At 35.3% G+C, this 23,496-nt stretch carries 21 protein-coding genes and 1 tRNA gene; 2 read left to right on the top strand and 20 right to left on the bottom strand.

Features of this window, described 5'->3' with window-relative positions; genetic code table 11:
- Nucleotides 1-163: 163 nt before the first annotated feature.
- The 10 genes from BM088_RS09465 to BM088_RS09510 all read right to left on the bottom strand — a co-directional run bounded on the left by BM088_RS09465 (nucleotide 164) and on the right by BM088_RS09510 (nucleotide 11,756).
- Nucleotides 164-1,480 (bottom strand): adenylosuccinate synthase, encoded by a 1,317-nt coding sequence (locus tag BM088_RS09465; RefSeq protein ID WP_091983134.1) that lies wholly within the window; start codon nucleotides 1,478-1,480, stop codon nucleotides 164-166.
- Nucleotides 1,481-1,859: 379 nt separating this feature from the next.
- The gene (gene hflC, locus BM088_RS09470) at nucleotides 1,860-2,738 is read right to left on the bottom strand and encodes a protease modulator HflC (protein ID WP_091983137.1); all 879 of its coding nucleotides are present in this window, start codon (nucleotides 2,736-2,738) and stop codon (nucleotides 1,860-1,862) included.
- 2 nt (nucleotides 2,739-2,740) lie between these two features.
- Nucleotides 2,741-3,916 carry an FtsH protease activity modulator HflK gene (gene hflK, locus BM088_RS09475; RefSeq protein ID WP_091983140.1) on the bottom strand — a complete coding sequence of 392 codons (1,176 nt, stop codon included), beginning with the start codon at nucleotides 3,914-3,916 and terminating at the stop codon, nucleotides 2,741-2,743.
- Nucleotides 3,917-3,997: 81 nt separating this feature from the next.
- Nucleotides 3,998-5,296, bottom strand: a complete 1,299-nt coding sequence (gene hflX / locus BM088_RS09480; protein ID WP_091983142.1) for a ribosome rescue GTPase HflX — start codon at nucleotides 5,294-5,296, stop codon at nucleotides 3,998-4,000.
- A 17-nt stretch (nucleotides 5,297-5,313) separates the two neighbouring features.
- Nucleotides 5,314-5,583 (bottom strand): RNA chaperone Hfq, encoded by a 270-nt coding sequence (hfq, locus tag BM088_RS09485; RefSeq protein WP_091983144.1) that lies wholly within the window; start codon nucleotides 5,581-5,583, stop codon nucleotides 5,314-5,316.
- 85 nt (nucleotides 5,584-5,668) lie between these two features.
- The gene (miaA, locus tag BM088_RS09490) at nucleotides 5,669-6,559 is read right to left on the bottom strand and encodes a tRNA (adenosine(37)-N6)-dimethylallyltransferase MiaA (protein ID WP_091983216.1); all 891 of its coding nucleotides are present in this window, start codon (nucleotides 6,557-6,559) and stop codon (nucleotides 5,669-5,671) included.
- Between the two features lie 20 nt (nucleotides 6,560-6,579).
- Complete coding sequence (mutL, locus tag BM088_RS09495) at nucleotides 6,580-8,391, bottom strand: DNA mismatch repair endonuclease MutL (protein WP_091983145.1); 1,812 nt, start codon at nucleotides 8,389-8,391, stop codon at nucleotides 6,580-6,582.
- A gap of 14 nt (nucleotides 8,392-8,405) precedes the next feature.
- Complete coding sequence (locus tag BM088_RS09500; protein WP_091983149.1) at nucleotides 8,406-9,752, bottom strand: N-acetylmuramoyl-L-alanine amidase; 1,347 nt, start codon at nucleotides 9,750-9,752, stop codon at nucleotides 8,406-8,408.
- Nucleotides 9,745-10,221 (bottom strand): tRNA (adenosine(37)-N6)-threonylcarbamoyltransferase complex ATPase subunit type 1 TsaE, encoded by a 477-nt coding sequence (tsaE, locus tag BM088_RS09505; protein ID WP_091983151.1) that lies wholly within the window; start codon nucleotides 10,219-10,221, stop codon nucleotides 9,745-9,747. The genes BM088_RS09500 and tsaE overlap by 8 nt, the downstream gene beginning before the upstream one ends.
- Nucleotides 10,222-10,232: 11 nt before the next feature.
- Nucleotides 10,233-11,756: an NAD(P)H-hydrate dehydratase gene (locus BM088_RS09510; protein ID WP_091983153.1), complete on the bottom strand. Its 1,524-nt coding sequence runs from the start codon at nucleotides 11,754-11,756 to the stop codon at nucleotides 10,233-10,235.
- An 11-nt stretch (nucleotides 11,757-11,767) separates the two neighbouring features.
- On the opposite strand from BM088_RS09510, the gene queG reads away from it, so the two are divergent.
- Nucleotides 11,768-12,910: a tRNA epoxyqueuosine(34) reductase QueG gene (gene queG, locus BM088_RS09515; protein ID WP_091983155.1), complete on the top strand. Its 1,143-nt coding sequence runs from the start codon at nucleotides 11,768-11,770 to the stop codon at nucleotides 12,908-12,910.
- A 5-nt stretch (nucleotides 12,911-12,915) separates the two neighbouring features.
- Here the strand turns inward: queG and BM088_RS09520 are convergent, their stop codons facing one another.
- The 4 genes from BM088_RS09520 to BM088_RS09535 all read right to left on the bottom strand — a co-directional run bounded on the left by BM088_RS09520 (nucleotide 12,916) and on the right by BM088_RS09535 (nucleotide 16,490).
- Nucleotides 12,916-14,037 carry a response regulator gene (locus tag BM088_RS09520; RefSeq protein WP_091983157.1) on the bottom strand — a complete coding sequence of 374 codons (1,122 nt, stop codon included), beginning with the start codon at nucleotides 14,035-14,037 and terminating at the stop codon, nucleotides 12,916-12,918.
- Between the two features lie 178 nt (nucleotides 14,038-14,215).
- Nucleotides 14,216-16,171 (bottom strand): ATP-binding protein, encoded by a 1,956-nt coding sequence (locus BM088_RS09525; RefSeq protein WP_091983159.1) that lies wholly within the window; start codon nucleotides 16,169-16,171, stop codon nucleotides 14,216-14,218.
- Entirely contained in the window at nucleotides 16,143-16,340 is a 198-nt protein-coding gene (locus BM088_RS09530) for a DUF1289 domain-containing protein (RefSeq protein ID WP_091983160.1), read from the bottom strand. Before BM088_RS09530 ends, BM088_RS09525 begins: the two co-directional genes overlap by 29 nt.
- Nucleotides 16,341-16,413: 73 nt before the next feature.
- Nucleotides 16,414-16,490: transfer RNA gene (locus tag BM088_RS09535), tRNA-Arg, on the bottom strand.
- A gap of 251 nt (nucleotides 16,491-16,741) precedes the next feature.
- Between BM088_RS09535 and BM088_RS09540 the strand changes: the two genes are divergently transcribed.
- Nucleotides 16,742-16,924, top strand: a complete 183-nt coding sequence (locus BM088_RS09540; protein ID WP_091983162.1) for a MerR family transcriptional regulator — start codon at nucleotides 16,742-16,744, stop codon at nucleotides 16,922-16,924.
- 20 nt (nucleotides 16,925-16,944) lie between these two features.
- Here the strand turns inward: BM088_RS09540 and BM088_RS09545 are convergent, their stop codons facing one another.
- The 6 genes from BM088_RS09545 to thiE all read right to left on the bottom strand — a co-directional run bounded on the left by BM088_RS09545 (nucleotide 16,945) and on the right by thiE (nucleotide 23,289).
- Nucleotides 16,945-17,736 (bottom strand): phosphotransferase, encoded by a 792-nt coding sequence (locus BM088_RS09545; protein ID WP_091983164.1) that lies wholly within the window; start codon nucleotides 17,734-17,736, stop codon nucleotides 16,945-16,947.
- Nucleotides 17,736-18,410 (bottom strand): nicotinamide riboside transporter PnuC, encoded by a 675-nt coding sequence (pnuC, locus tag BM088_RS09550; RefSeq protein ID WP_245763787.1) that lies wholly within the window; start codon nucleotides 18,408-18,410, stop codon nucleotides 17,736-17,738. The genes BM088_RS09545 and pnuC overlap by 1 nt, the downstream gene beginning before the upstream one ends.
- Complete coding sequence (locus BM088_RS09555; protein WP_091983166.1) at nucleotides 18,407-18,658, bottom strand: hypothetical protein; 252 nt, start codon at nucleotides 18,656-18,658, stop codon at nucleotides 18,407-18,409. The genes pnuC and BM088_RS09555 overlap by 4 nt, the downstream gene beginning before the upstream one ends.
- A 78-nt stretch (nucleotides 18,659-18,736) precedes the next feature.
- Entirely contained in the window at nucleotides 18,737-20,878 is a 2,142-nt protein-coding gene (locus tag BM088_RS09560) for a TonB-dependent receptor (protein ID WP_091983168.1), read from the bottom strand.
- A 136-nt stretch (nucleotides 20,879-21,014) separates the two neighbouring features.
- Nucleotides 21,015-21,767, bottom strand: coding sequence for a HesA/MoeB/ThiF family protein (locus BM088_RS09565; protein ID WP_281247156.1), 753 nt, complete (start codon nucleotides 21,765-21,767; stop codon nucleotides 21,015-21,017).
- On the bottom strand, nucleotides 21,760-23,289 hold the full coding sequence (thiE, locus tag BM088_RS09570; protein WP_091983170.1) for a thiamine phosphate synthase: 1,530 nt from the start codon (nucleotides 23,287-23,289) through the stop codon (nucleotides 21,760-21,762). The genes BM088_RS09565 and thiE overlap by 8 nt, the downstream gene beginning before the upstream one ends.
- Between the last annotated feature and the right edge of the window lie 207 nt (nucleotides 23,290-23,496).

Consider the following 23,496-nt stretch of genomic DNA (forward strand, 5'->3'; position numbering starts at 1 on the left):
TACTCACAGCTTAAACCCAATATACGCTTATTCTTAAAAATACCAACAAGCAAAACTTGAGATTTTATATTCAAGAATCACACCAGATTTAAAAGAAACATTAAATTTTGGTCAATAAAAAAGCCACCCTTAGGTAGCTTTTTTAATATGAAACAATAAAATGTTATTCACCAAATGGGCTACGAACTATCATTGTCTCTACGCGATCTGGACCTGTAGAAATAATATCAACTGGAACACCAGTGATCTCTTCTATGCGCTTAATATAATCAATTGCCGCTTTAGGTAATTGATCAACAGAAGTAGCACCAACTGTATTTTCAGCCCAACCAGGCATAGTTTCATATACTGGTGTTACTTTTTCATAACCTTCAGCTGCAAGTGGCGTGATGTTAGAAATAGTGCCATCTTCTTGCTTATAGCCAGTACAAATATTGATAGTTTCTAAACCATCTAAAACATCAAGTTTTGTTAAACAAAAACCTGTGATGCTATTAATTTGAACTGCACGGCGCATAGCAACTGCATCAAACCAACCAGTTCTACGTAAACGCCCAGTAGTAGCACCAAACTCATGGCCAACATCACCTAAATGCTTGCCAATTGGGTCTTGCTTATCTTCACCGTCATATAATTCAGTTGGGAAAGGACCTGAACCAACACGTGTTGTGTAAGCTTTAACAATACCGAGAACATAATCTAAGTTTAATGGACCAAAGCCAGCCCCTGTAGCAACGCCGCCTGCCGTAGTATTCGAAGATGTTACATAAGGGTATGTGCCATGGTCAATATCTAGAAGCGTACCTTGGGCACCTTCAAATAAGATGCTATCACCCGCTAAACGCGTTTGGTCAAGCAGCTCAGTAACATCAACAACCATAGATTTAAGGATATCAGCAACAGCCATTGCATCATCAAAAGTTTTTTGGAAGTCTACAGCTTCAACTTTATAATAATTAACCAAGGTAAAGTTATGATACTCAAGAATTTCTTTTAATTTCTCAGCAAATAACTCTGGGTTAAATAAGTCACCCACACGTAAACCACGACGAGCTACTTTATCTTCATATGCTGGACCAATACCACGACCTGTTGTGCCAATCGCCTTAGAGCCACGAGCTTCTTCACGCGCAATGTCTAATGCTACATGGTATGGTAGAATTAGTGGACAAGCTTCGCTGATAAGTAAACGTTCACGAACTGGAACACCTCGCTCTTCAAGCATGCCCATTTCTTTCATTAACGCATCAGGTGCTAATACAACACCATTACCAATCACACATTTCACGTTATCACGTAATACGCCTGAAGGAATTAGATGTAATACAGTTTTTTCGCCATCGATCACTAAAGTATGACCAGCATTGTGACCACCTTGATAACGAACAACTAAAGATGCTTTATCAGTAAGTAGATCAACTATCTTACCTTTTCCTTCGTCACCCCATTGGGTGCCCAATACAACAACGTTTTTACCCATTGTAGATTCACTTTGAAAAATTAGGCGAGGATTTTAACAAAAAATATAGGCTAAGATCACCTAATTTTGCATATTTTTACAACAAAAATGACAATAAATTACGAGCAACAACTTAACTTTATGATTATAAAGGTAAATATTTAATGTGCGTTTTTTTAAAAATCACACGCTAGTTTCCAAAAATAAAATTCAAGCTTACTTAATGTACTTAATAAAACTCCAAGCTCTTTTAGGTTTTGAAGCGTTGACTTAATAACCCATATCCAATATCACTAATATTTTGGGGCTAGCACTAAATCTAAAAAATAAATACGATGAAATAAAAAAGCCTCGCTATGTAAAACTAGCGAGGCTTGATCATTTAGCATACAAGATAATACTATTTACCTTGTGTACCTTTCATAAATTTAAAGAAATCACTGTCCGGAGAAAGCACCATAACATCACTTTTATTATTAAAAGTTGCCTTATAAGCATCTAAACTACGCAAAAAAGTATAAAAGTCTGCATCTTTTGAATACGAATTAGCATAGATTTTAGCCGCTGCTGCATCACCTTCACCACGCACGGTTCTTGCATTACGTTCAGCCTCTGCAAGCATAACAGTAACACGACGATCGACTCCAGCTCTGATCGTTTCAGATTGCTCTCTACCCTGTGATCTATGTTCTTTCGCAACAGCAGTACGCTCAGCACGCATACGTTGGAATATAGAGTTACTCACTTCAGTAGGTAAATTAATCTGTTTCACTCGAACATCTAAGACTTCAATGCCTAATTCATTTGCGCTCTCAGACACCTGAGTTAACGCATCACGCATTAATTCACTTCTTTTACCTGAAACAATTTCTTTAATAGTACGCGAACCAAAATTCGTTCTTAGGCCATTATTTACTTTTTGTTTCAACAAAGTTTCGGCGTATTGCTTATCACCACGAGCACGTAAATAATAAGCGCTAAAATCTTTAATACGCCATTTCACAAATGAATCAACGATTAAATCTTTTTTCTCACTCGTCACAAAGCGATCGGGTGCGCCGTCAAGCGTTTGAATTCGCGCATCTAGTTTACGCACTTGCGTAATAAATGGCACTTTAAAGTGAATACCCGGAGGATATACAACGGCACTATCGGCGGAATCTTTTTTCACTTTAGCAAACTGTAATACAATTGCTTTTTGTCCTTCAAAAACAACAAATACAGATGAAAAAGATAAAAATAAGGCTGCTACTAAAATAGCTAAACTAAAATTCTTCATCTTTATCTCCCATTACCAAAGCGATCAGTTGCAAATCGGTCTGAAGCACTATTCACTTGACTATTATTGCCTCTAGAATTGCCCATTTTTTGTCTTAGGTTCTGTAAATCACTTGCTTTTGGTAAAGTAATTGTACCACCTTGGCTATTCTGCATTATCTTATCCAATGGTAAATACATCATATTATTACCACCTTTAACGTCAACTAATACCTTAGATGTAGTACTTAATACCCCTTCCATAGCTTCAATATAAAGACGCTGACGAGTCACATCTTTAGCCATTTGATATTCAGGTAATAATTTATTAAAACGTGCTACTTCACCTTCAGCCTCTAAAGTTACACGATCTTTATAACCTTCGGCTTCTTGAGTCATACGAGTTACTTGACCACGCGCTTGCGGTTCAATTTCACGCTCATAAGCTTCTGCTTCACGCACAAAGCGCACTTCATCCTCTTGTGCAGCAATAGCATCATCAAATGCATCTTTTACTTCACCAGGTGGACGTGCGTCTTTAAAGTTAACATCGGTTAAAATTAAGCCTAAATTATATGGTTCAATGATTTTAGTTAGCTCATCCCATGTTTTTTGGCGAACTTCTTCACGACCTTTGGTTAAAATATCATCCATACTTGAATGACCAACAACATATCTAAGTGCACTATCTAAAGCTTGTTGTAAACTATGATCGGCATCTGTCACGCTGAAAAGGTATAACCTTGGATCGGTTACACGATATTGCACAACAAATTCCACGCTTACTACATTTTCATCTTCAGTTAACATAAAACCTGAGGCTGATAGTGAACGAACAGCTTCAATTTCAACTGGAAGCACTTTATCAATAAAAGTCATTTTCCAACGTAAACCAGGATCAGCAATTGAGTGAAATTGACCAAATCGTAAAATTACGCCTCGTTCAGCTTCTTTAATTGTATAAATACCACTCAAAGCCCAAACCACAATCGCAATTACTAAAACAAAACCAATCGCTAGGTTACTAAAACCTTTATTGCTTTTGTTACCACCGCCATTGCCGCCAAATAAACCACCTAGTTTATCGCTATATTTACGAAAAACTTCATCTAAATCTGGTGGGCCCTGATCACGTCCGCCTTTATTTTTCCAAGGGTCGTTGTTTTTATTCCCATTGTTACCCGGCTCATTCCAGGCCATAGCTATACTCCAATGTTATTTAAAATAAATACTTTATTTGAACAAGTTAACAAATTAATCTGTTTTTTCATAATAAATCAGTTAAGTAGTCTGATCTATTTTAATTAATTGCTCAATTTCATTACCATATTCTTTTTTCAAGCGATTCCAATCCATCATTGGTAATCTAATATCAAGCAACCAATTGCCTAATTCATCAAATTGTTCGCCTGTAATACAGTTCAAACGATATAGCGCACCTCTTAAACCACCATACTTTCCAGATAGTTCAAGTTTACATGCCAATACCTTATCTGCTAAACATTCGCTTACCGCCTCAAGCAAAAGATCACAGCCAGATCCTGTTTGAGCTGATAACCAAACACGAATAGGGTTACCTTCGTCGTCACGGTCAATGCGTGGAGATAATTCCTCAACCATATCAATTTTATTATATATTAACAATTGAGGTACATCATCAGCCTCAATTTCTTTTAAAACTGAATTCACTTGCTCTATATTTTCTTGACGTTTGTCATCTGCAACATCAATTACATGAAGTTGTAAATCAGCTTCACGCGTTTCAGTTAAAGTTGCTTTAAATGCAGAAACTAAATCATGAGGTAAATGGCGAATAAAGCCGACTGTATCAGCTAAAATAGTACTGCCAACATCCGCTATTTCAATTTTACGTAACGTCGGGTCTAAAGTCGCAAATAACTGATCAGCTGCATAAACATCCGCTCCAGTCATTTTATTAAATAAGGTTGATTTACCTGCATTCGTATATCCAACTAAAGATAACGTAGGAACCTCATTTCGACTTCGTGCTCTACGCCCTTGATCTCGTTGTTTTGCAACCTTTTCTAAACGTTTTTGAATATTTTTTATTTTACCACGGATCAAACGCCTATCAGTTTCAAGTTGCGTTTCACCAGGCCCACGTAGACCGATCCCTCCTTTTTGCCTTTCTAAATGCGTCCAACCTCGTATCAGGCGAGTAGAAATATGACGCAATTGCGCTAATTCAACTTGTAGCTTACCTTCATGAGTTCGCGCTCTTTGAGCAAAAATATCTAAAATCAAGGTAGTACGATCTAAAACCCTGCATTGACAAACAACTTCGAGATTTCGTTCTTGTGATGGTGTTAAAACATGATTAAATATAACTACATCGGCTTGATGCATTTGAACAATCTCAGCAATTTCTTCTGCTTTACCAGTACCGACAAAAAACTTAGCATGGGGTTTTTGGCGAGAGCCTTGCACCACCGCCAAAGAATTAACGCCTGCAGAAGAAACTAACATTTCCAACTCTTGCAAATCTTCACGATCATGCTCTTTTGGAAATTCAATATGAACTAAGACTGCCTGCTCACCGGCTTCATAACGGTCAAACAAACATTAAACTCCTTAATTTAATACGAGTTGCCTTCTTCTGTGTTCTCAGGTGTTTCAGAACCAGATGGAGTCGCTTGAAAATTAATTGCTCTTGCAGGAACAACTGTAGAAATAGCATGCTTATAAACCATTTGATTAACAGTGTTTTCAAGAAGAATTACAAATTGATCAAATGACTGTACTTTACCTTGTAATTTAATGCCATTAACCAAATAAATAGATACAGGAATGCGTTCACGACGTAATGCATTCAAAAATGGGTCTTGCAATGATTGCCCCTTTGCCATTGTTATTTTCCTTAGCTTTAGGTGTTCTTATTTAGTAGTAATAAAAATCTATAAATATCAAGATTTCAACTGTTTGTGTTTATATCTAGCTTAGCGAAGATATCACACGATGCAAGTTTTCTTCTGCACCAGATTCAAGCCAAGTTACATTTTCCCAGCCTCTTAACCAAGTCAATTGTCTTTTTGCCAATTGCCTAGTTGCAACTATGCCACGAAAAACCATTTCATCGTAACTTATTTCACCTTCTAAATAATCCCACATTTGGCGATAACCAACACAGCGTATAGAAGGCAACTTAACATTTAGGTCATCTCTCTTATATAAGGCCTTTACTTCATTTTCAAACCCCTGATCTAACATTATTTTAAATCTTTGTTCAATTCTTTGATGTAAAACACTGCGATCATCTGGTGCAATTGCAAATTGAAACACTTTAAATGGTAAAGCACCTGTTTTAACATTCTGCATTTCAGACATAGGCTTGCCTGTAATTCGATACACTTCTAATGCACGGTTTATACGTTGAGAATCGTTTTCACTGATTCTACTTGCGGTAGTAGGGTCAACTTGTGCTAATTGTGCATGTAAAGCAGGCCAACCGTTTTCATTTGCTTCAAATTCAAGTTGCTTTCGTATTCCTACATCAGCTTCTGGTAAAGGTGAAATTCCTTCCAATAAGCTTTTGAAATACATCATAGTACCACCCACTAATAAAGGTATTTTGCCTTTAGCATGCAGTTCTGTAATTTTTTTCAAAGCATCATTGCAAAAATTAGCCGTTGAATAAACTTCTGATGGATCTAACATGTCAATTAAATGATGCGGTGCCTGCGCTAATTCACCTGAACTAGGTTTAGCGGTTCCAATATTCATATCTTTATACACTAAAGCAGAATCTACACTTATCACTTCAGTATTTAAAGTTTGACATAGCTGTATCGCTAAATCAGTTTTTCCCGCAGCTGTCGGACCCATTAAAAAAATAACTGGTAAACTCAATTGGTTATATTCCGCTGTAATTGACTTAAATAATCGGATAAATCTATTCTAACTGCTTTTTCATAAATTAAGTTCATTAATTCAGGTTTTCTTTGAATAAAATTGATTAAAGTTTTATGTATTTCTGGTGTAAAAAAAGTGTGTGCTACTCCACTTGCCTGCCAGGACAGCCAATTATTAATATCGCAACATTGCGTTTTGCATACCTCAATAATCCGGTTGACAATTACATTTACATCCTCAGAGTAAATACACACAGGTAGTTTTTTAATCATTAAAAAGTGAGTGGATAATTTAATATCATACCCTAAGATATTTAGCCAAGATAAATTACTTTCAATCAATAAGGCATCCGATTCTGATATATTGACCCTTACAGGCAACAATAGGGCTTTACCCGGCAGTTCAGCCTCTAATTCAATTTCAACTAACCAATATGCAGGTAAAATTGAATTAAAATGGCCCAAATAAATATCTTCATTTTGTTTAAATATGCACTTCCCTGAAGTTAAGGAAATAATTTCTCTATGTTTTATTTCAACCTTTTCCGAGCTTACAGTTTCAAGTTCATTAGGCAATTCAGCAACATGATCAAAATGCTTTGCTGCCTGCTCGCCAATGCCTTGATAAAAAGAGTTTACTTGGTGTTGTTGTTGATAACTTACAGGGCTTCTTGTTGAAGAACATGAATTCCCACCAGATGAACTTACACTCGAAGAGTAATTTGTTTTTTCAGGAATATGAGTAGGTAAATAGTCCGACAAAGAAAATGGTACTTCATCTTCACTCACTTGCACTGGTGTTGATTCTGGGAATAAGGCTGTTTGTTTTGCTAATTTTTTAACCGCTTGTAAAATAAAATCATGGATCAAACGCGCCTGATGAAAACGCACTTCATGTTTTGCAGGGTGTACATTAACATCCACTTGAAGCGGATCAATTTCAAGATAAAATACGAATGCAGGTACTTCATGATCAGGCTGCATTTCCTCAAATGCCTGTCGAATCGCATGCAAAATAAGTTTATCTCGCATCATGCGACCATTCACATAAGTATACTGAGGGTCCTTATTCATCCCAACAGGCAATGCCCAACCAAACATTTTAAGTTGTTCATCACCCGACTCTAAATATAAGGCATGCTCTAAAAATGAACGTCCTGCGACTTGAGCGACCCTTTTGATGCCTTGTTCCGTTGTTGACTGTGCGCGGTACTGACGGACAACTTTACCATTATGTTTTAGCGTAATACCTACATCAAAACGACTCAGTGCGATACGCTTTATTAATTCATCGATGTGATTAAATTCGGTCTTTTCAGTGCGTAAAAATTTTCTTCTCGCAGGCGTATTAAAAAATAAATCAACAACTTCAATCGTAGTACCATCGGGATGTGCCGTTGGTTTTATTTTAACTTCCATATCGCGGCCTTCAGCATAAGCCTGCCAGGCTTCACTTTGAAGTTGAGGCTTAGAGCTTAAGGTTAACCTTGATACAGAACTTATAGAAGCAAGTGCTTCGCCACGAAAACCAAGTGAATTTATACATTCAAGATCATCTAAAGTTTTTAACTTACTTGTAGCATGGCGCGAAAGTGCCAAAGCAAGTTCATCCTTGCTAATTCCCGAGCCATTATCTCGAATTCGAATGAGCTTATGACCCCCTCGTTCGATATCAATTTGAATACGTGTTGCACCTGCATCCAAGCTATTTTCAACAAGTTCTTTAACAACTGATGCGGGACGCTCTACCACCTCACCAGCAGCAATTTGGTTTGCTAAACGTGCCGGTAGAATCTCTATACTCATTTTAATATCACTTGTTAACTACGGGGAATTGTTAGACTTTGACCTATAATCAAGGTATTAGATTTCATCTTGTTTGCTTGTTTCAGCTTCGTAATAGTAACACCATAACGTTGTGCTAAAACACTTAAGGAATCTCCTGATTTCACTTTATGCTGCTCTGGAATAGAAGGTTTTACTTTAGCAAAATAAGAGTCATCTGGTGGGTTACTCTTAAAGTAGCTCCTAATAGACGTAAATATCGCTTTTGCTAATTTATTTTGATGTGATGCATTTTTAAGTAGTTTTTCTTCCGCAGGATTTGAAATAAAACCTGTTTCAACCAAGATTGATGGAATGTCAGGTGACTTTAATACCCCAAGACTTGCATATTGCGGTGTCTTCTTATGCATTTTTGTTACTTTTTTCAATTCTTTAAGAATTGAAACTGCTACTTCAGAACCCGTTTTCATTGAATGATCCATTTTCATATCGAGTACGGCTTGAACTAGGTATTTTTCATTTGCAGTATCTTTTAGCACACTTGCTGCACCACCGAGTAAATCAGAGTGTTTTTCACTACTTTCTATCCACTTACCAATTTCAGAATTAGCACGACCTAAAGATAATACCCAAACCGATGCTCCTCTGGGTTGAGGGCTGGTAAATGCGTCAGCATGAATAGATATAAAAAAATCGACTTTGTTCTTTCTGGCTCTTACTGTACGAGTGTTATTCTTAACATAATAATCACCTGAACGTGGCAAAACAGCACGCATGCCTTTTTCTGCGTTTATTAATTTTGCCAAACGTTTTGATATTTGTAAGGTGATATATTTTTCATAAGTGCCTGATGGCCCTATAGAGCCGGGATCTTCACCACCGTGTCCCGCGTCCACTGCTATAACAATATCTCTATTACCACGTATGTCCCTGTTTTTAGCTACAATTGCTTTTGCTGGTTTTTTATTTATAGCAAATAAATCAACAACCAATCTATCTTTATAAGGTCCGGTTGGTGTTAAAGCAAAAATAACGGGTTTAACGGGCTCTAAAATTTCAAAGACTAAACGTGTCCAGCCTTTTTTCTTGGGAGAACTAAAGCGCACTTTTTTAATTAATTGATGCTCTTTTGTTACTTTTGGCAGCTTTACCTTCTGGCTCGTATTTTTAAAATCTACAACTAACCTAAGAGGTTTCTTTAATACAAAATAACTATATTCAGGCTTAGTTTTTAAATCAAACACAACCCGAGTGCTATCTGGGGATGGCCAAACTCGCACACTAGTGATTTTATTTTGCGCATAACTAAATGGTATAGCAATACAGCTATAACAAATGAATACGATAAATATCTTGGTTATATTAATTTTTAAACTACGCATTTACTGTATTTAATAGTCTTTCAACTATTTCTTGGCCTTTAGGTGTTTTTCCCATAATACTAATTTTACGTTTTTGTGCAACATACTCAAGTGTAAGCTCAAGATCAGCTGAAGCTAAAAAGTCAGCTCCTTTTTCTGGCCACTCAATCATGCAAATTGATTGTTGAGAAAAATAATCACGGATCCCCATAAATTCTAGTTCTTCAGGATCAGCTAGGCGATATAAGTCAAAATGAAAAATATTTTGATTTGCTAACTCATAAGGCTCTACAAGAGTATATGTAGGGCTTTTTACTTTGCCTTTATGACCAAAAGCCTGAACAACACCTCGTGTAAAAGTTGTTTTACCAGAACCTAAATCACCATAAAGATAAATAATAGCCCCTTTTGTTATATTTTGAGCAAGTAACCTTCCCATAGAGACCGTCGCCTGTTCATCCTCCAACAAATATTTAAATACTTTGCTCATTTTATACCTTTTCAACCAACTAAACGTCTAATATGTGGAAATAAATCACTTGCTAATAAACCATTAATACCATTTACAGAAGCATCTTGTGCGGCTTGACCATGAATAAAAACACCTAAACATGTCATTTCAAAAATAATATTTTGAAGCTTTATAGAGTTATCAATTGTCAATTCTGGCATTTTTTGCGCCACAAGCCCGCCGATTATACCAGATAAAACATCTCCCATCCCAGCACTTGCCATCGCAGCAGTTCCGGAACAATTTATATTTATTTTTTCATCATTACAAACTAAAGAACCAGGCCCCTTTAAAACAACCGTTGACTGATATCGTTCACTTATTTTTCGAACCGCGTCAAATCGATTAAATTCAATATCCTGATTTGTACATTGGAGTAACCTGGACGCTTCACCTACATGGGGTGTTAAAACACAATTTTTTAAATTAACACTATTATTGGCTAAAAAATTAAGACCATCCGCATCAATTATTTTTACTTTCTCAGAATAAATTAATAAAGTTTGCCATAACATTTTACTCCAACTGGACTGCCCCATACCTGGACCAATTACAATAACGGCAGATTTTTCAATCAAAGGTATTAGATGTGTGTCATCTTGTATGCCATGCACCATAAGTTCATAGCGCCCATTCAATACACTAGATACATTATCTATATGAGTAGCAATACTTACCAAACCAGCACCACTTCTTAAACACGCCTCACCGGCTAAACGAACGGCTCCAGCCATGCCTTTATCGCCACCTATCACTAAAACATGACCGTGTTGATTTTTATATGACGCTTTTTTACGTATAAGTTTATGCGATAATAAAGACGCTTGTGATAAGTAGTGAGTATTTGAATCAACCCTTTTTTCAAACTCATCAGATATACCTAAACCTGAAAAAAAAAGTTTTCCCACATAATTTGTTGCAATCCCACTGAGTAAAGCCTGTTTAAGCCCAATAAAAGTGACTGTCGTATTAGCACAAATAGCATGCTCAGAAATATAACCTGTTGTTGCATTTACACCTGATGGAACATCTATGCTTATAATAGGTTTATAGCTTGAGTTGGCATGTTGAGTAATATTTTGTATTTCTTCTGATAATTCACCACTAAAGCCAGTTCCTAATAACGCATCTATAATCAAATCACATGCATCAAAGCTTAAATTTGTTTCTAATACACCTCCAGCCTTAACAAAATCAGTATAGGCTCTTAACGCATCACCTTTAAGCGCATTTGGCTCACATATACTAAATACTTTTACTGATAAATTATTTTCAATTGCTGATTTTGCAACAATATAACCATCTCCACCATTATTTCCTTTACCAGCCAAAATTAGAATATCATTCACATTATTAAAACGGTCCCAAAGCACAGAAAAAACACTTTTCCCTGCCCGTTGCATCAATTGATACATATCAACGCCCATTTTTTTAGCTATGATAGATTCATTTTTTTGAACTTGCTGCGCACTATAGGCTACTTGTGGTAAATTAGCGTTGTATAAAACGGCCATATTTGATCATCATGAAATCTCGTATTACTGACTATTCTTTACTTTCTGACAAAATTAAGCAATGGGGCTTAGAGCTTGGGTTTGCCCAAGTAGGTATTGCTGACATTGACTTAAGCCAACATGAAGCACAATTTCAACGTTGGTTAGATAATAACTATCATGGTGAAATGGAATATATGGCAACCCATGGCATGATGCGAGCACGCCCAGACGAGCTGGTTCCGGGAACAAAACGAGTCATCAGCGTCAGAATGAACTATTTACCTCCAGATGCAAGTTTTGCAAAAAACTTAAAAAGCAATCAAAAAGCTTATATCAGTCGTTATGCTTTAGGCCGTGATTATCATAAGATGATGCGCAACAAATTAAAAAAGTTAGGGCAAAAAATAGAACAAGAACTAGATATAGACTATCAAGAGAAGCTATCTTTTCGACCTTTTGTAGACTCAGCTCCTGTATTAGAACGCCAACTTGCAGATAAAGCAGGACTTGGTTGGACAGGTAAACATAGCTTAATTATTAATAAAGAAGCAGGATCTTGGTTTTTCTTAGGTGAGTTATTTGTAGATATTCCTCTACCTGTAGATAAGCCAGTGGAAGAACAATGTGGTAGCTGTGTTGCCTGTATTAAGTTATGTCCTACAAATGCCATTGTAGAGCCTTATGTCGTTGATGCTAAGCGATGTATCTCTTATTTAACAATAGAACTAAAAGGTGCAATCCCTGAAGAATTTCGACCTTTATTAGGAAACCGTATATATGGCTGTGATGATTGCCAATTAATCTGTCCATGGAACCGATATGGACAAATTACAGATGAAAAAGATTTTCACCCAAGAACACAATTAAAAGATAAAAATCTCATTGAGCTATTTTTATGGGACGAAGCTACATTTTTAAAAAATACAGAAGGCAGCCCTATAAGACGTATAGGGCATGAACGTTGGTTACGTAATATATCTGTCGCATTAGGGAATGCAGCTTGGAGCCAAGCTATAATCGATGTTTTACAACAACGCTTAGCTGGTGTAAGTGAATTAGTTGAAGTTCATATTTTATGGGCACTTGAGCAGCAACAAAAAAAGAAACTTACCAACAAAAAAACACAAAGACTAATTAAGGCGATTGAAAAAGGCTTACCTAGAGACGCTTAAGTTATTTACTCTAATATATGTGATAAGTCATCTTCAATTTCAAAAAATGCACTTTTAACATCTGTTAATAGGTCTTCACGTGCCACCGATTTTTGAATCGTATCATCCACTTTATGGAATATATAAAGTTCCTGATCTTCATCTAAACCCATATAAGGAATTCTACTTTCAAATTCTTCTTGTAACTCTCTGAAGATCGCTTCATTCATTTCATGACTTAAATTAAGAACACAAACAAGCTCTTCAAATCGAGACCTAACTAAAGAAAATGCCCGTTTTAGCTGCATCTTTTGATACTGTAATGTTCTAGCGGTTAAAATTGCTTTTAATTGTTGTTCTGTAACACTCACAATAAAACAAATATGATCTCGGATCCGACCAAGCTTCTCAGGGTCATCCAATGGCATATTCAAAATTAATAAACTAATTGTAGGGTAATTAACTAAGATCCTAGGACTAAACTCATATAAACGCCCTTTATTTTTCAATAGCTCAAATAACTCAATAACCATAGGAGAACAAATCCCCTCGGAACTAAAATGAGAGACTTCGTTTTCAACTAAAAAAGCACTACACGTTTTTAAACCAAAACTTTTCATACATTGTATTAAAGCTTTGGCTAATTCATCAGGATCATCTATTGTTCCTATATTTTCAATAAATTGAACAATAGTGCCCATTTCACTAGAAAGCGACATTGCATTAAAAGCCGCTGAAGTTGCATCTTCAACCTGCTGCTCTAATGATTTACGGTTCTCTATAACTTTAAATAAACTGGCAAGTTTTGTTTGTAATTCGTTATTACCAAAGGGTTTAACAATATAATCTTCCCCACCAACATCATATCCTGCAATTCTTTCCTCTACAGTACCCCGAGCAGATACAAACATGACTGTTATTTCTGCTGTTGATGGATTTTCTTTAAGTTGTCGGCAGACCTCATAGCCATCCATATTAGGCATGCTTACATCAAGTAAAATAACGCTTGGCTGAAACTCTTCAGCAACTTTCAAACACTCTAAACCACTATTTACGCTGCGTAATTGATAATTTTCTTCGAGAATTTCTTCAATAATCTCTAAATTATAAGGCTCGTCATCCACGGCTAAAATTTTATTAGCGACCATTATTACTCCCTAAAAACAGTCTTTATTAGGTATATTATATAAAGCTAAAATAAGCATAGTTAAGCTTATTTATTTTCTCCAGTTTTTAAATTTTTTCTTGTAATTCTAAGGCCTGCTGTTTTTTAAAGTAAAAAATTTATTCCTCATAAAAAGCGCAGATCACAGTTAAAAGCAGCTCTTATTTAGGCAACATCACTAAAACAGATGCACCTCCTGTTATATTATTTTTTGCTGTAATTGTGCCTCGGTGGCAGGCGACAAATTCACTACAAATAGCAAGCCCTAAACCTGTACCACCAGCTCCTTTATTTGTTTTACTACTTTGTGCAAATTTACTAAAAATATGCTCAAGTTCATCTTCAGGTATACCTACCCCTTGATCTTTAACCCTAATTTCAATGCACTCATCCTGTTCTAATACATTAATCTGAATTTCACTATCATTGGGACTAAATTTAATAGCATTACCAATTAAGTTTTTTAAAATTTGAGAAATTTGATCGCTATCGCAATTGATTTTCACTTGAGACAGGTTTGATTCTAGAATAACGTGAATATTTCTTTCTAGTGATAAACCAGATATATCTTCAATACTCGTTTTTATAATCGGTATAATGTTATGTACTTGAGGATTAAATGGAAATTTACCAACATCAAGCTTAGATAGATCTAATAAGTTATTCAATAAAGACAATAATCTATTACCACTACTTTCAATTCTTGATAAATACTTTTTCATTTTGTCTAAAGGTATAGGAACTAAATCTAACTTTTCCAATCCGAATCTGGAAAAACTTAAAATAGAATGCATTGGAGTTCTTAATTCATGAGACATATTGGCTAAAAATTCAGACTTACTTAAATTTGCTTGCTCAGCTTGATCTTTAGCTTGTTCTAATTCAAAAGTGCGATCTTTAACCTTTTTTTCAAGCAAATCTTTAGCTTCTGTTAATAACTCTTCTTTATGCTTTAAATGCGACACATTTTTTAATATTGCTGCAAAAGCAATTTTTCCATGAAAGTCTATTTCAGCAAAAGATCCTGCAAGAGGAATTTTTAATCCGTCTTTTAATAATACTTGGAGCTCACAGCTAAACTGTTTATTACTCCCCGCCTGAAAGATCGCAGCTTTAACTTCTTCAGCAGAGTCGTCATCAATAAGTGAATAAATAGAATTACCAATTAAGTCTTTATTAGAAGTTGAAAATAAATAAGCACATGAATCATTTGCCTCTAGGATATTTCCAGACTGCTCAAATAAAACAATGCCATCAGGTGTGTTTTTATAAATAACTCTTAATAAACTGTCTTTTTCAATTAAAGCATCAACAGTATCCTGTAGTCTTTCAACTAACTCAGAGTTATTACGCTTTAATAACTCTGTTTGCCACAACTTATGTAATGCTTGCAGCAATACATTTTCATTTAATGGCTTTTCTAAAACATCTTCAACACCAAGTCTAATTGCCTCTATTAATGCTCTTTGATGTGGTTTTGAAGTAATTAATAAGCAACGACTTTCGGGGTTAATTAGCTTGAGTTGCCTGAAAATATCAATGCCAGTGCAATAAGGCATATTAAAATCAGATATTAACAAATCAATCTTATTTTTTTTCGCATGGGCAATTGCACCTTCTAAACAAATTGCAGTTACCACATCCAGATGTGCACCTTTCAGACTATGCTCTAATTTACAAAGTCGATCAGTATCGTTATCTACCAATAATACTTTAGGCAACAGTATTTCTGATTCAGCCCCTTTTGTTCTAAGCTCTTCGTCTAAAATGCCAATAATTTCTTTATTATCAAAAAAGGGATAAATCATTGGCGCTAGAGGAAGCAATTTATGTAATTCAACAAATGAAGATGATATTTCAGCTTCCTGGGAGTGAGGTGCAACCAACAAGAAAGGAATGGCCTTGAAATGGCTTTTAAGCTGCTTGACTAACTCAAGTGGAATGCCATGCACTATCACTATCATATCAAAATGCTCTTTTGTTAAGTCAATATTTAGCTCATCTTCAATTTCAGAAAAGTGACTTAACAAAGTTTCACAGCCAACTAACTCCAGCAATACTTTAACGCGCATTGCTAAAACACTGCTATTATCGACGATTAAAATTCGCTTTAACATAGTGTAAATGTTGCTCTTTTCTTTGCTTACATCTTACTAGAGTAGTTTGTTTTTGTTCATCATTCATGTTATTCCATGACAATATTTCATCTAAGTGCCTAAAGCACCCCATGCAAATATCATCATCTGATAAACAACAATTTCGAATACATGGATTTGCTTTAGACATAACAAAACCAAGAAGAATATATTTAGTAAGTATAACTGATATATAAAAAGGGAAGATGATGAAATATTTGAAGTGGCGCACCCTGCAGGAGTCGAACCTGCGACCTTCGCCTCCGGAGGGCGACGCTCTATCCAGCTGAGCTAAGGGTGCACAATGTATTATATGGTTATTAGATATAAACCAATTTAGTTAAATTTCAAAAAAGCCAAGCCTGATACTACATTTGTGCTATTTTTATACTGAGATATCGGCTCTGAGCGTATAATAAATGTATATAAAGTTAAATGCCAGCTTATTGATTCTATTTGCTTAATAATTCCACTATACTTTTAGCCTTTAGTAGTCTTTACTTAAAATATAATAAATTTCAATTTGAAAAATGAATAAACTAGGAGAGATAAATGGCATTAATGACGATTGAGCAAGTTGCCGATTTTTTGGGTGTTAAAGAAGAGCGTGTAAAACGTTTAGAGCGAGAGCATTTATTAATCGCTAAAGAAAATGATGGTTCCGGTAATGCACTTTTTGATGATGGTGATGTGCAAAAATATAAAGAGCTAGCTGAGCGCATTGGTGGCTTATAACCGCGTTTTAGTAAATAGCCTTACTTGTTAAAATTACAATTATGTAATTGTGATAAAGCAAGTTTGGCTGCCTCTTTGTATCCCTCACCTATATACCAGAAGTAACATAAAACATTATAAATAAAGCTAAATAAAGATAACTTTTTAAATGCCGACTCTTTTGTCATAGATAAACCACTATATTCAAAATATAATTTAAGCAATCTCAACTTTTGTTTTTTATTTAGTTGATAACTTGATGAAACTGCCGCTAAATCAAAGAAAATATCATTGTTTTGGGCATACTCAAAATCAATCATGATAAAGCCATTTGTATTATTTATAATATTAGCCATAACCAGATCATTATGACAAAAACCCAAATTTTTAGGTAACGCCTCTATTAAAGCTAGAACCCGATTAATTTTTTGTTCAAATACTTTATATTCTGCTAAGTCTTGATAAAGTAAAAAATGAGTACTTAAATTCAAACAAGCTGAATCAGAAGGAAATTGATGAAGTTGAACTAAAGGTACAACAATCGAACTAATACTGATATGTGATGCTGTTTCACCGGCTATGTAATCAAACAAAGCTGCATTAGTCATGGGGTTAAATCCATATACTTTTGGTGCAATGCCTATTTTTGCTAATTCATTTTGAGCATTTAATTGTTCTAAAGGTAACCTATTACGATAACACTTTAATAGGTAATGCTGCTTATCAGTAATAATGTGATAATTCATATTACTGAGCCCATTGGACAAAAATATAGATTTCAGTATTTTTTCTTGCGGTCTAAAGTGATTAAATAAACTTATTTCATTTGCCATTAGATAGCATTTTTCATATCTTGATTATCGCGTTCATCAATTTTGTTTTTCTCATATTCCTGATACCAAGTACTAAACCCCCATGCAGCCATTACTGTATAACAAACAAACAAAACAACTGTAGGGTAATAACCTTTTTCAACATATAAATAAATAGAGGCACCATCTATTACAATCCAATAAAGCCAATTTTCAAGTACTTTTTGAGTAACCAAATACGTCGTTACCACGGCAAAACATGTTGTGAAGCTATCTAAGTAAGCAAAATCAGCATAGGTATAATTAGACATAATATAACCAATAATAATTGATATAAGAGTTGTTATTAATATAATTTTAAAATGTCGCTGCACCCGCCAAGACCTTATGGCCATTTCAACTTTTATGTCTGAGCCTTGTTTTCGAGTATGTTTATGCCAAGCATACCAGCCATAAACAGCCATAAACATGTAATAAAAGTTGAGTAACGACTCCATTAATAGTGCACCATTAAAAAACAGCACTGTATAAATGAAGGTACTCAAAAATGCTGCAGGCCAGCACCATAGATTTTCTTTTATAGCCAAAAATATATAGGCCATAGATAAACCAACCGCTATAAACTCCCAGTGAGACATAGCAGTAAACCCTGACAAGGTTTTTGCAATAACTTGAACCCAATTTAAATCATTCATTCTGGAGCAAGGTCGCCATTTATAAATTTACAAACAAATATCGCTTTACCAAATTGTTCATATGATTTTTTGATTTCTTGATTCAATACAGCCATCACTAAGTCATAATCGCCAAATACCTGAGTCGACATAGTATTGGTGATAACTCTTAAGTTTTCATGGGCATTTAATCTATCGATAAAATCCTTAATGAAAGGTATATAATCTTGATTGAGCGGATATTTACTAATTTCTACAGACAGTTTCATTTATGATCCTTGAATAAATTTTAGGTCTATATAAATAGACCTATTATTAGTATTTGCTTGAGTATCATTTAGTAAAAATTAAAAGTTATAATTAAAACTTACGCCTGCTACCATAGGTTCACCATATTGCACATAAGTATTTGTGCTATAGTCATCGTGTGGATCATTACCAAATTCAAAACCTCGTACAGCATAATCTTCATCAAATAAGTTACGCGCCCAAGCACTTAGTTCCCAATCATTTTGAGTATAGGCTATTTTTGCATTGACTAAGTTCGTACTTTCTGACTTAGAATTATGCCCATCAGAGAAGTAGTAATCATCTTTCCCCTCAACCCCTAAGCTCACATAAATATTATCTGTCGCATCAAACTTTACATTCACAGCATATTGATATTTTGGTGATTGAGCCTGCTCTCGCCCATCCTGGTCTAATCCTTTTTTTGTAACATAGTCATTAATTTTTGACTCTAAATAACCAAAGCTTGCATTTAGACTCAAGTTATCTGTTAACTGATAAGAACTTTCAACCTCTAGACCATAGTTAGAACCGCTGCTACCATTTGCATAAAAACCAGTAAACTGCTCCTGCCCATTATCTGTTGCTTGAATATTCCAATCTTTTAACTGAATATTATCGCGATACATATAAAAAGCAGCGAGGCGTAATATTAATTTATTATCGGCAGATGACCCCTTAACACCAAATTCAGCATTATATAAATATTCAGGTTCAAAGCTCGTATGCTTTGTGTAAAACTCATGGTCATTACTTAAACCGTCATCCTTTGCTTTTGCTAGCGCTTCACCGTTTATGCCACCAGCCTTATAACCACGGGACAAACTTGTATAAATCATGGTTCTTGGGATCACTTGATATTCGACTGCTATTTTACCACCAAGCATGGTATCTGAAGTTGTCTTAACAATAGCGTTATTATCATTATAATCACCATCGTTTTGCTCGACCCTAAGACCTGTAATTAGAGTTGTTTTTTCATTTATTTTTGTTTCAATCTGAGCAAATAACGCCACGTTTTGCGTATCATAAATCGATTTAAATGTATCATAATCATATAAACCCCAATTAAAGAAATCTCTAGTTAGATCAACGTCTCTACTTTGATAGTAAATGCCTGAAACCCAATCACCTTCTTTACCTGACATTATTAATTCAGCACTGCGGTCTTCGCGTTCTCTATCATAAGAATCTTTAGTGCTATAACCTGAAGCGTGCAATCCAGCAGAGCATAATTTAGGTTTCCTGGGGTCATTACAAACCCAATCCTCATCATAGCGATATAATAATTCAGAACTAATACCTGAAACATTAAAAATAACGTCTGCAAAGTCAAATCCCGTAAAGGTATTTGCCAAGCCAATAGCTAGACTCTCTTGATTATCTTGCCCTGGTTCATCTGCAACACTCATTCGGCTGTTATCTAAAGTAAAACCATCGTAACCATTATTAATATCAATATAATGTAAAGTTAGTTTTGTATTAAGCGATTCAGTTAATTGGCTATCAAGTTTAAAGCGACTTACCTTTTCATCTCGACCTTGAGTATCATCACGCTCTAAATAAGCATTTTCTACAAATCCATCAGACTGAGCCTGGTAAGTACTTACCTTAAATGCAGTATCATCTGAAATACCAGTGCCAAATGCGATACCGGCCTCTTTAGCATTATAATTTCCAGCACCTAATTTAAGATTTACATTTGTTTCTTTTAATGGATTTGCTGTTTCTATGTGTATCATGCCCGCAAGCGCATCTGCACCAAAACGCGTGCCTTGTGGGCCACGATAAATTTCAACTTGTTCAGTATCAAATAATAATGCAGCACCACCTAAACCTGAATAATTAATACCATCAATGACGACACCTACAGATGGATTAATTGGATCAACAAACTGAGACCGTAGACCGACTCCTCTAATTTGCATAAAACGTCCGCGGGATGCACCCGCAGTAAAGTTTACATTTGCTGTTGCATTTAAAATCTCATCTAATGCCGTTGCACCGCGCAAATCAATATCTTGTTTAGAAAAGACCGACGCACTTGCACTTAAGGTTTGAATACTTTCTTCTTTAAAATCACCAGTAACTAAAACGCGTTCAATCTCAGCTTCATTTTCTGTCGCAAACACAGGTGTTAATGTTGCTTGTGAAATAGCCAAAGCAAGTATTGATGTAGATGTTTTAAATTTGAACTTCATGATGAACTTAATTCCATTATATGATGCGATGCACTTTGACGACTATTTTATGTCAAAGCCTGTGATTACAAAAGTAAAAATGCATATAAACCGTCAATTGCTGACAGTTATTGATTCTTAAAACTGCAATGCAGCTTTATTGACAAATACAACAATCAGGATTTGCTGAAAATGATATCTTTTGTTGTTCAAAAGTCAGGGCGTCAAAACTAATAAATTGATTTAAATGCATATGACCCAATATATAATTCAAAGTTTGAATTGCTTGCATAGAGCCCATAACGCCTAGTAGTGGTCCATAAACACCAGAAGTCTCACAATTAAGCGACTCTTGATGAGTAGATGGTTCAAATATGCATTGATAGCATCCTTCTCCTTCTTGGCGGTTATCAAAAACCATCAACTGACCTTTTGTTGCGATTGCAGCCGCTGAAATTAAAATTTTTTGATAACGAACACAATACCGGTTAACTAAATAACGTGTAGTAAAATTATCAGAGCAATCAAGCACAATATCTGCATTTGTAATTAGAGCACTCGCATTAATTTCAGTAAGCTTTTCATTCACTGTATTAATTTTAATTTCATTATTCAAACTGGCTAAACTTTTTTTTGCTGCAAGCGTTTTAGCTTGCCCTAAATAATTTATTTTATATAAAATTTGTCTTTGTAAGTTAGTTAGCTCGACTTTATCGGCATCAACTAAAGTTAATTCCCCTATACCAGACGCCGCTAAATATAAAGCAGCTGGACAACCTAAACCACCGACACCAATAATGAGCACCTTCGCTTTTTTTAACTTTTTCTGCCCATCAAAACCAACCTCTTTAAGCATAAGTTGACGGCTATAGCGAAGTTGCTCTTTTTCACTTAGCGATGTATTACTCACAGCTGATTTCCGTTTGTAGTTTTTCAATTGCCAAAGCCGGATCTTCAGATTCTGTAATCGCACGCACAACAGCAATACTACCCACTCCAGTGTGAGCAACTTCTTTAGCTCTGGACAAATCAATACCGCCTATTGCGACCGTAGGATAAGACTTCATTAAAGGTACGAAGTGTTTTAATTTTTCTAATCCTTGAATTTGACCTGTCATATCTTTAGTTGTTGTAGAATAAATAGCGCCAAATGCTAAATAGCTTGGTTTGTAATTATCAGCTCGCAACATTTCATAAAAACCATGAGTAGATAAACCCAAACGTAACCCAGACATTTTTATGGCAGCTAAATCAGCTAAATACAAATCTTCCTGCCCTAAATGTACGCCATAAGCTTTATGTTTTATGGCTAACTGCCAGTGATCATTAATATATACATTTGCTTGATATTTATGACCTAAAGCAACAGCTTGTTCTATTTTAGTTTCTAAATCTGGAGCCAAATAATCTTTAATACGCAATTGAATCGTTTTAATACCATTTACTAAACAGGTTTCAAGCCAAGAAACTGTATCAACAACAGGATACAAACCTAATTTTAAACTATCACACTTAGCAAATTCCATTGCAGGTGGGTGTGCTGAAACAGGGTCTAAGTCTAACTCTAATCCTAAAAAGCTATCAGGCTCTATTACTTGTGGAAAATCGTCTTTATTTTCAGGAAATCCACAATGCGCAACAGGCCCTATACCTTGACCAAAACGTTTTGCAGCTTTTAAACCTTGATTAATATAGGCTTTTGCTAAAATGAAGGCATCTTTTAATGGATATTCATGCGCTAAACATGCCGCTATTACAGAGGCAAAACTACAACCTGTTCCATGACTATGTGGCACAGGCAAGGTTTTATTTCCCAACCAGTATTCAGTTCCTAAGTCAGCACTCGATTGACAAAAATCAATACAATAACCTTGAGGATAATCCCAGTGACCACCTTTAATCACAACTGATTTAATACCTATTTTAAAAAATGTAGTCGCAGCATCCCTAACGGCACTGGGACCAATCAAATAAACACCAGTTAAGCTTTGTGTTTCTTTTGTATTAGGTGTTAAAACATCAATTAAAGGCAATAAATGCTCTTTAAGTGCAGGAATAACATCATCTTCAGTTAAATTCTCTCCACTGGATGCAACAACAACGGGATCGTAAATAATAATAGGCTTACAAGCCCAGGTCGTTTTATATTCTTGAATTCTTTGTGCTATAAACTTTATTTGTTCTTCATTTGCCAACATGCCTATTTTTATCACGCTAGCTGGCATGTCTTGCTCTAGAGCTTTTAGTTGAGAAGCAATAATTTCAACCCCAACTGGATTAATAGCTTCTACACCCATGCTATTTTGCGCAGTTAAAGCAGTTACAACCGTACAAGTATGAATACCAAAGCTCTGCATTGCTTTCACATCAGCTTGTATTCCTGCGCCACCGCCAGAATCAGAACCAGCAATAGTCCAAACCACTTTATTCATTAAAACCTCTTAAATTTAGTTAAACCTGCTCATGCCAAAATAATATCGATAATACTGACTTAGATAGATAAATACTTATCACTACAATAAATTTTTACCTACGACCGAACTACTTCCATATATTTATGATTTAAACCTACTCTTCATCTAGCTTTAAACCTATTCATGCCAAAATGATATGGATAATATTGGCTTAGATAGATAAAT

Origin of the sequence: Pseudoalteromonas denitrificans DSM 6059 (assembly GCF_900112265.1) — a bacterium.
GTDB classification, from domain to species: domain Bacteria; phylum Pseudomonadota; class Gammaproteobacteria; order Enterobacterales; family Alteromonadaceae; genus Pseudoalteromonas; species Pseudoalteromonas denitrificans.

Bases quoted from the DNA above. Each gene is read 5' to 3' on its own strand.
- BM088_RS09465 (WP_091983134.1), bottom strand. From the start codon at position 1,480: ATGGGTAAAAACGTTGTTGTATTGGGCACCCAATGGGGTGACGAAGGA.
- hflC (WP_091983137.1), bottom strand. From the start codon at position 2,738: ATGAAGAATTTTAGTTTAGCTATTTTAGTAGCAGCCTTATTTTTATCT.
- hflK (WP_091983140.1), bottom strand. From the start codon at position 3,916: ATGGCCTGGAATGAGCCGGGTAACAATGGGAATAAAAACAACGACCCT.
- hfq (WP_091983144.1), bottom strand. From the start codon at position 5,583: ATGGCAAAGGGGCAATCATTGCAAGACCCATTTTTGAATGCATTACGT.
- miaA (WP_091983216.1), bottom strand. From the start codon at position 6,559: ATGGGTCCGACAGCTGCGGGAAAAACTGATTTAGCGATACAGCTATGT.
- mutL (WP_091983145.1), bottom strand. From the start codon at position 8,391: ATGAGTATAGAGATTCTACCGGCACGTTTAGCAAACCAAATTGCTGCT.
- BM088_RS09500 (WP_091983149.1), bottom strand. From the start codon at position 9,752: ATGCGTAGTTTAAAAATTAATATAACCAAGATATTTATCGTATTCATT.
- tsaE (WP_091983151.1), bottom strand. From the start codon at position 10,221: ATGAGCAAAGTATTTAAATATTTGTTGGAGGATGAACAGGCGACGGTC.
- BM088_RS09510 (WP_091983153.1), bottom strand. From the start codon at position 11,756: ATGGCCGTTTTATACAACGCTAATTTACCACAAGTAGCCTATAGTGCG.
- queG (WP_091983155.1), top strand. From the start codon at position 11,768: ATGAAATCTCGTATTACTGACTATTCTTTACTTTCTGACAAAATTAAG.
- BM088_RS09520 (WP_091983157.1), bottom strand. From the start codon at position 14,037: ATGGTCGCTAATAAAATTTTAGCCGTGGATGACGAGCCTTATAATTTA.
- BM088_RS09525 (WP_091983159.1), bottom strand. From the start codon at position 16,171: ATGTTAAAGCGAATTTTAATCGTCGATAATAGCAGTGTTTTAGCAATG.
- BM088_RS09530 (WP_091983160.1), bottom strand. From the start codon at position 16,340: ATGTCTAAAGCAAATCCATGTATTCGAAATTGTTGTTTATCAGATGAT.
- BM088_RS09540 (WP_091983162.1), top strand. From the start codon at position 16,742: ATGGCATTAATGACGATTGAGCAAGTTGCCGATTTTTTGGGTGTTAAA.
- BM088_RS09545 (WP_091983164.1), bottom strand. From the start codon at position 17,736: ATGGCAAATGAAATAAGTTTATTTAATCACTTTAGACCGCAAGAAAAA.
- pnuC (WP_245763787.1), bottom strand. From the start codon at position 18,410: ATGAATGATTTAAATTGGGTTCAAGTTATTGCAAAAACCTTGTCAGGG.
- BM088_RS09555 (WP_091983166.1), bottom strand. From the start codon at position 18,658: ATGAAACTGTCTGTAGAAATTAGTAAATATCCGCTCAATCAAGATTAT.
- BM088_RS09560 (WP_091983168.1), bottom strand. From the start codon at position 20,878: ATGAAGTTCAAATTTAAAACATCTACATCAATACTTGCTTTGGCTATT.
- thiE (WP_091983170.1), bottom strand. From the start codon at position 23,289: ATGAATAAAGTGGTTTGGACTATTGCTGGTTCTGATTCTGGCGGTGGC.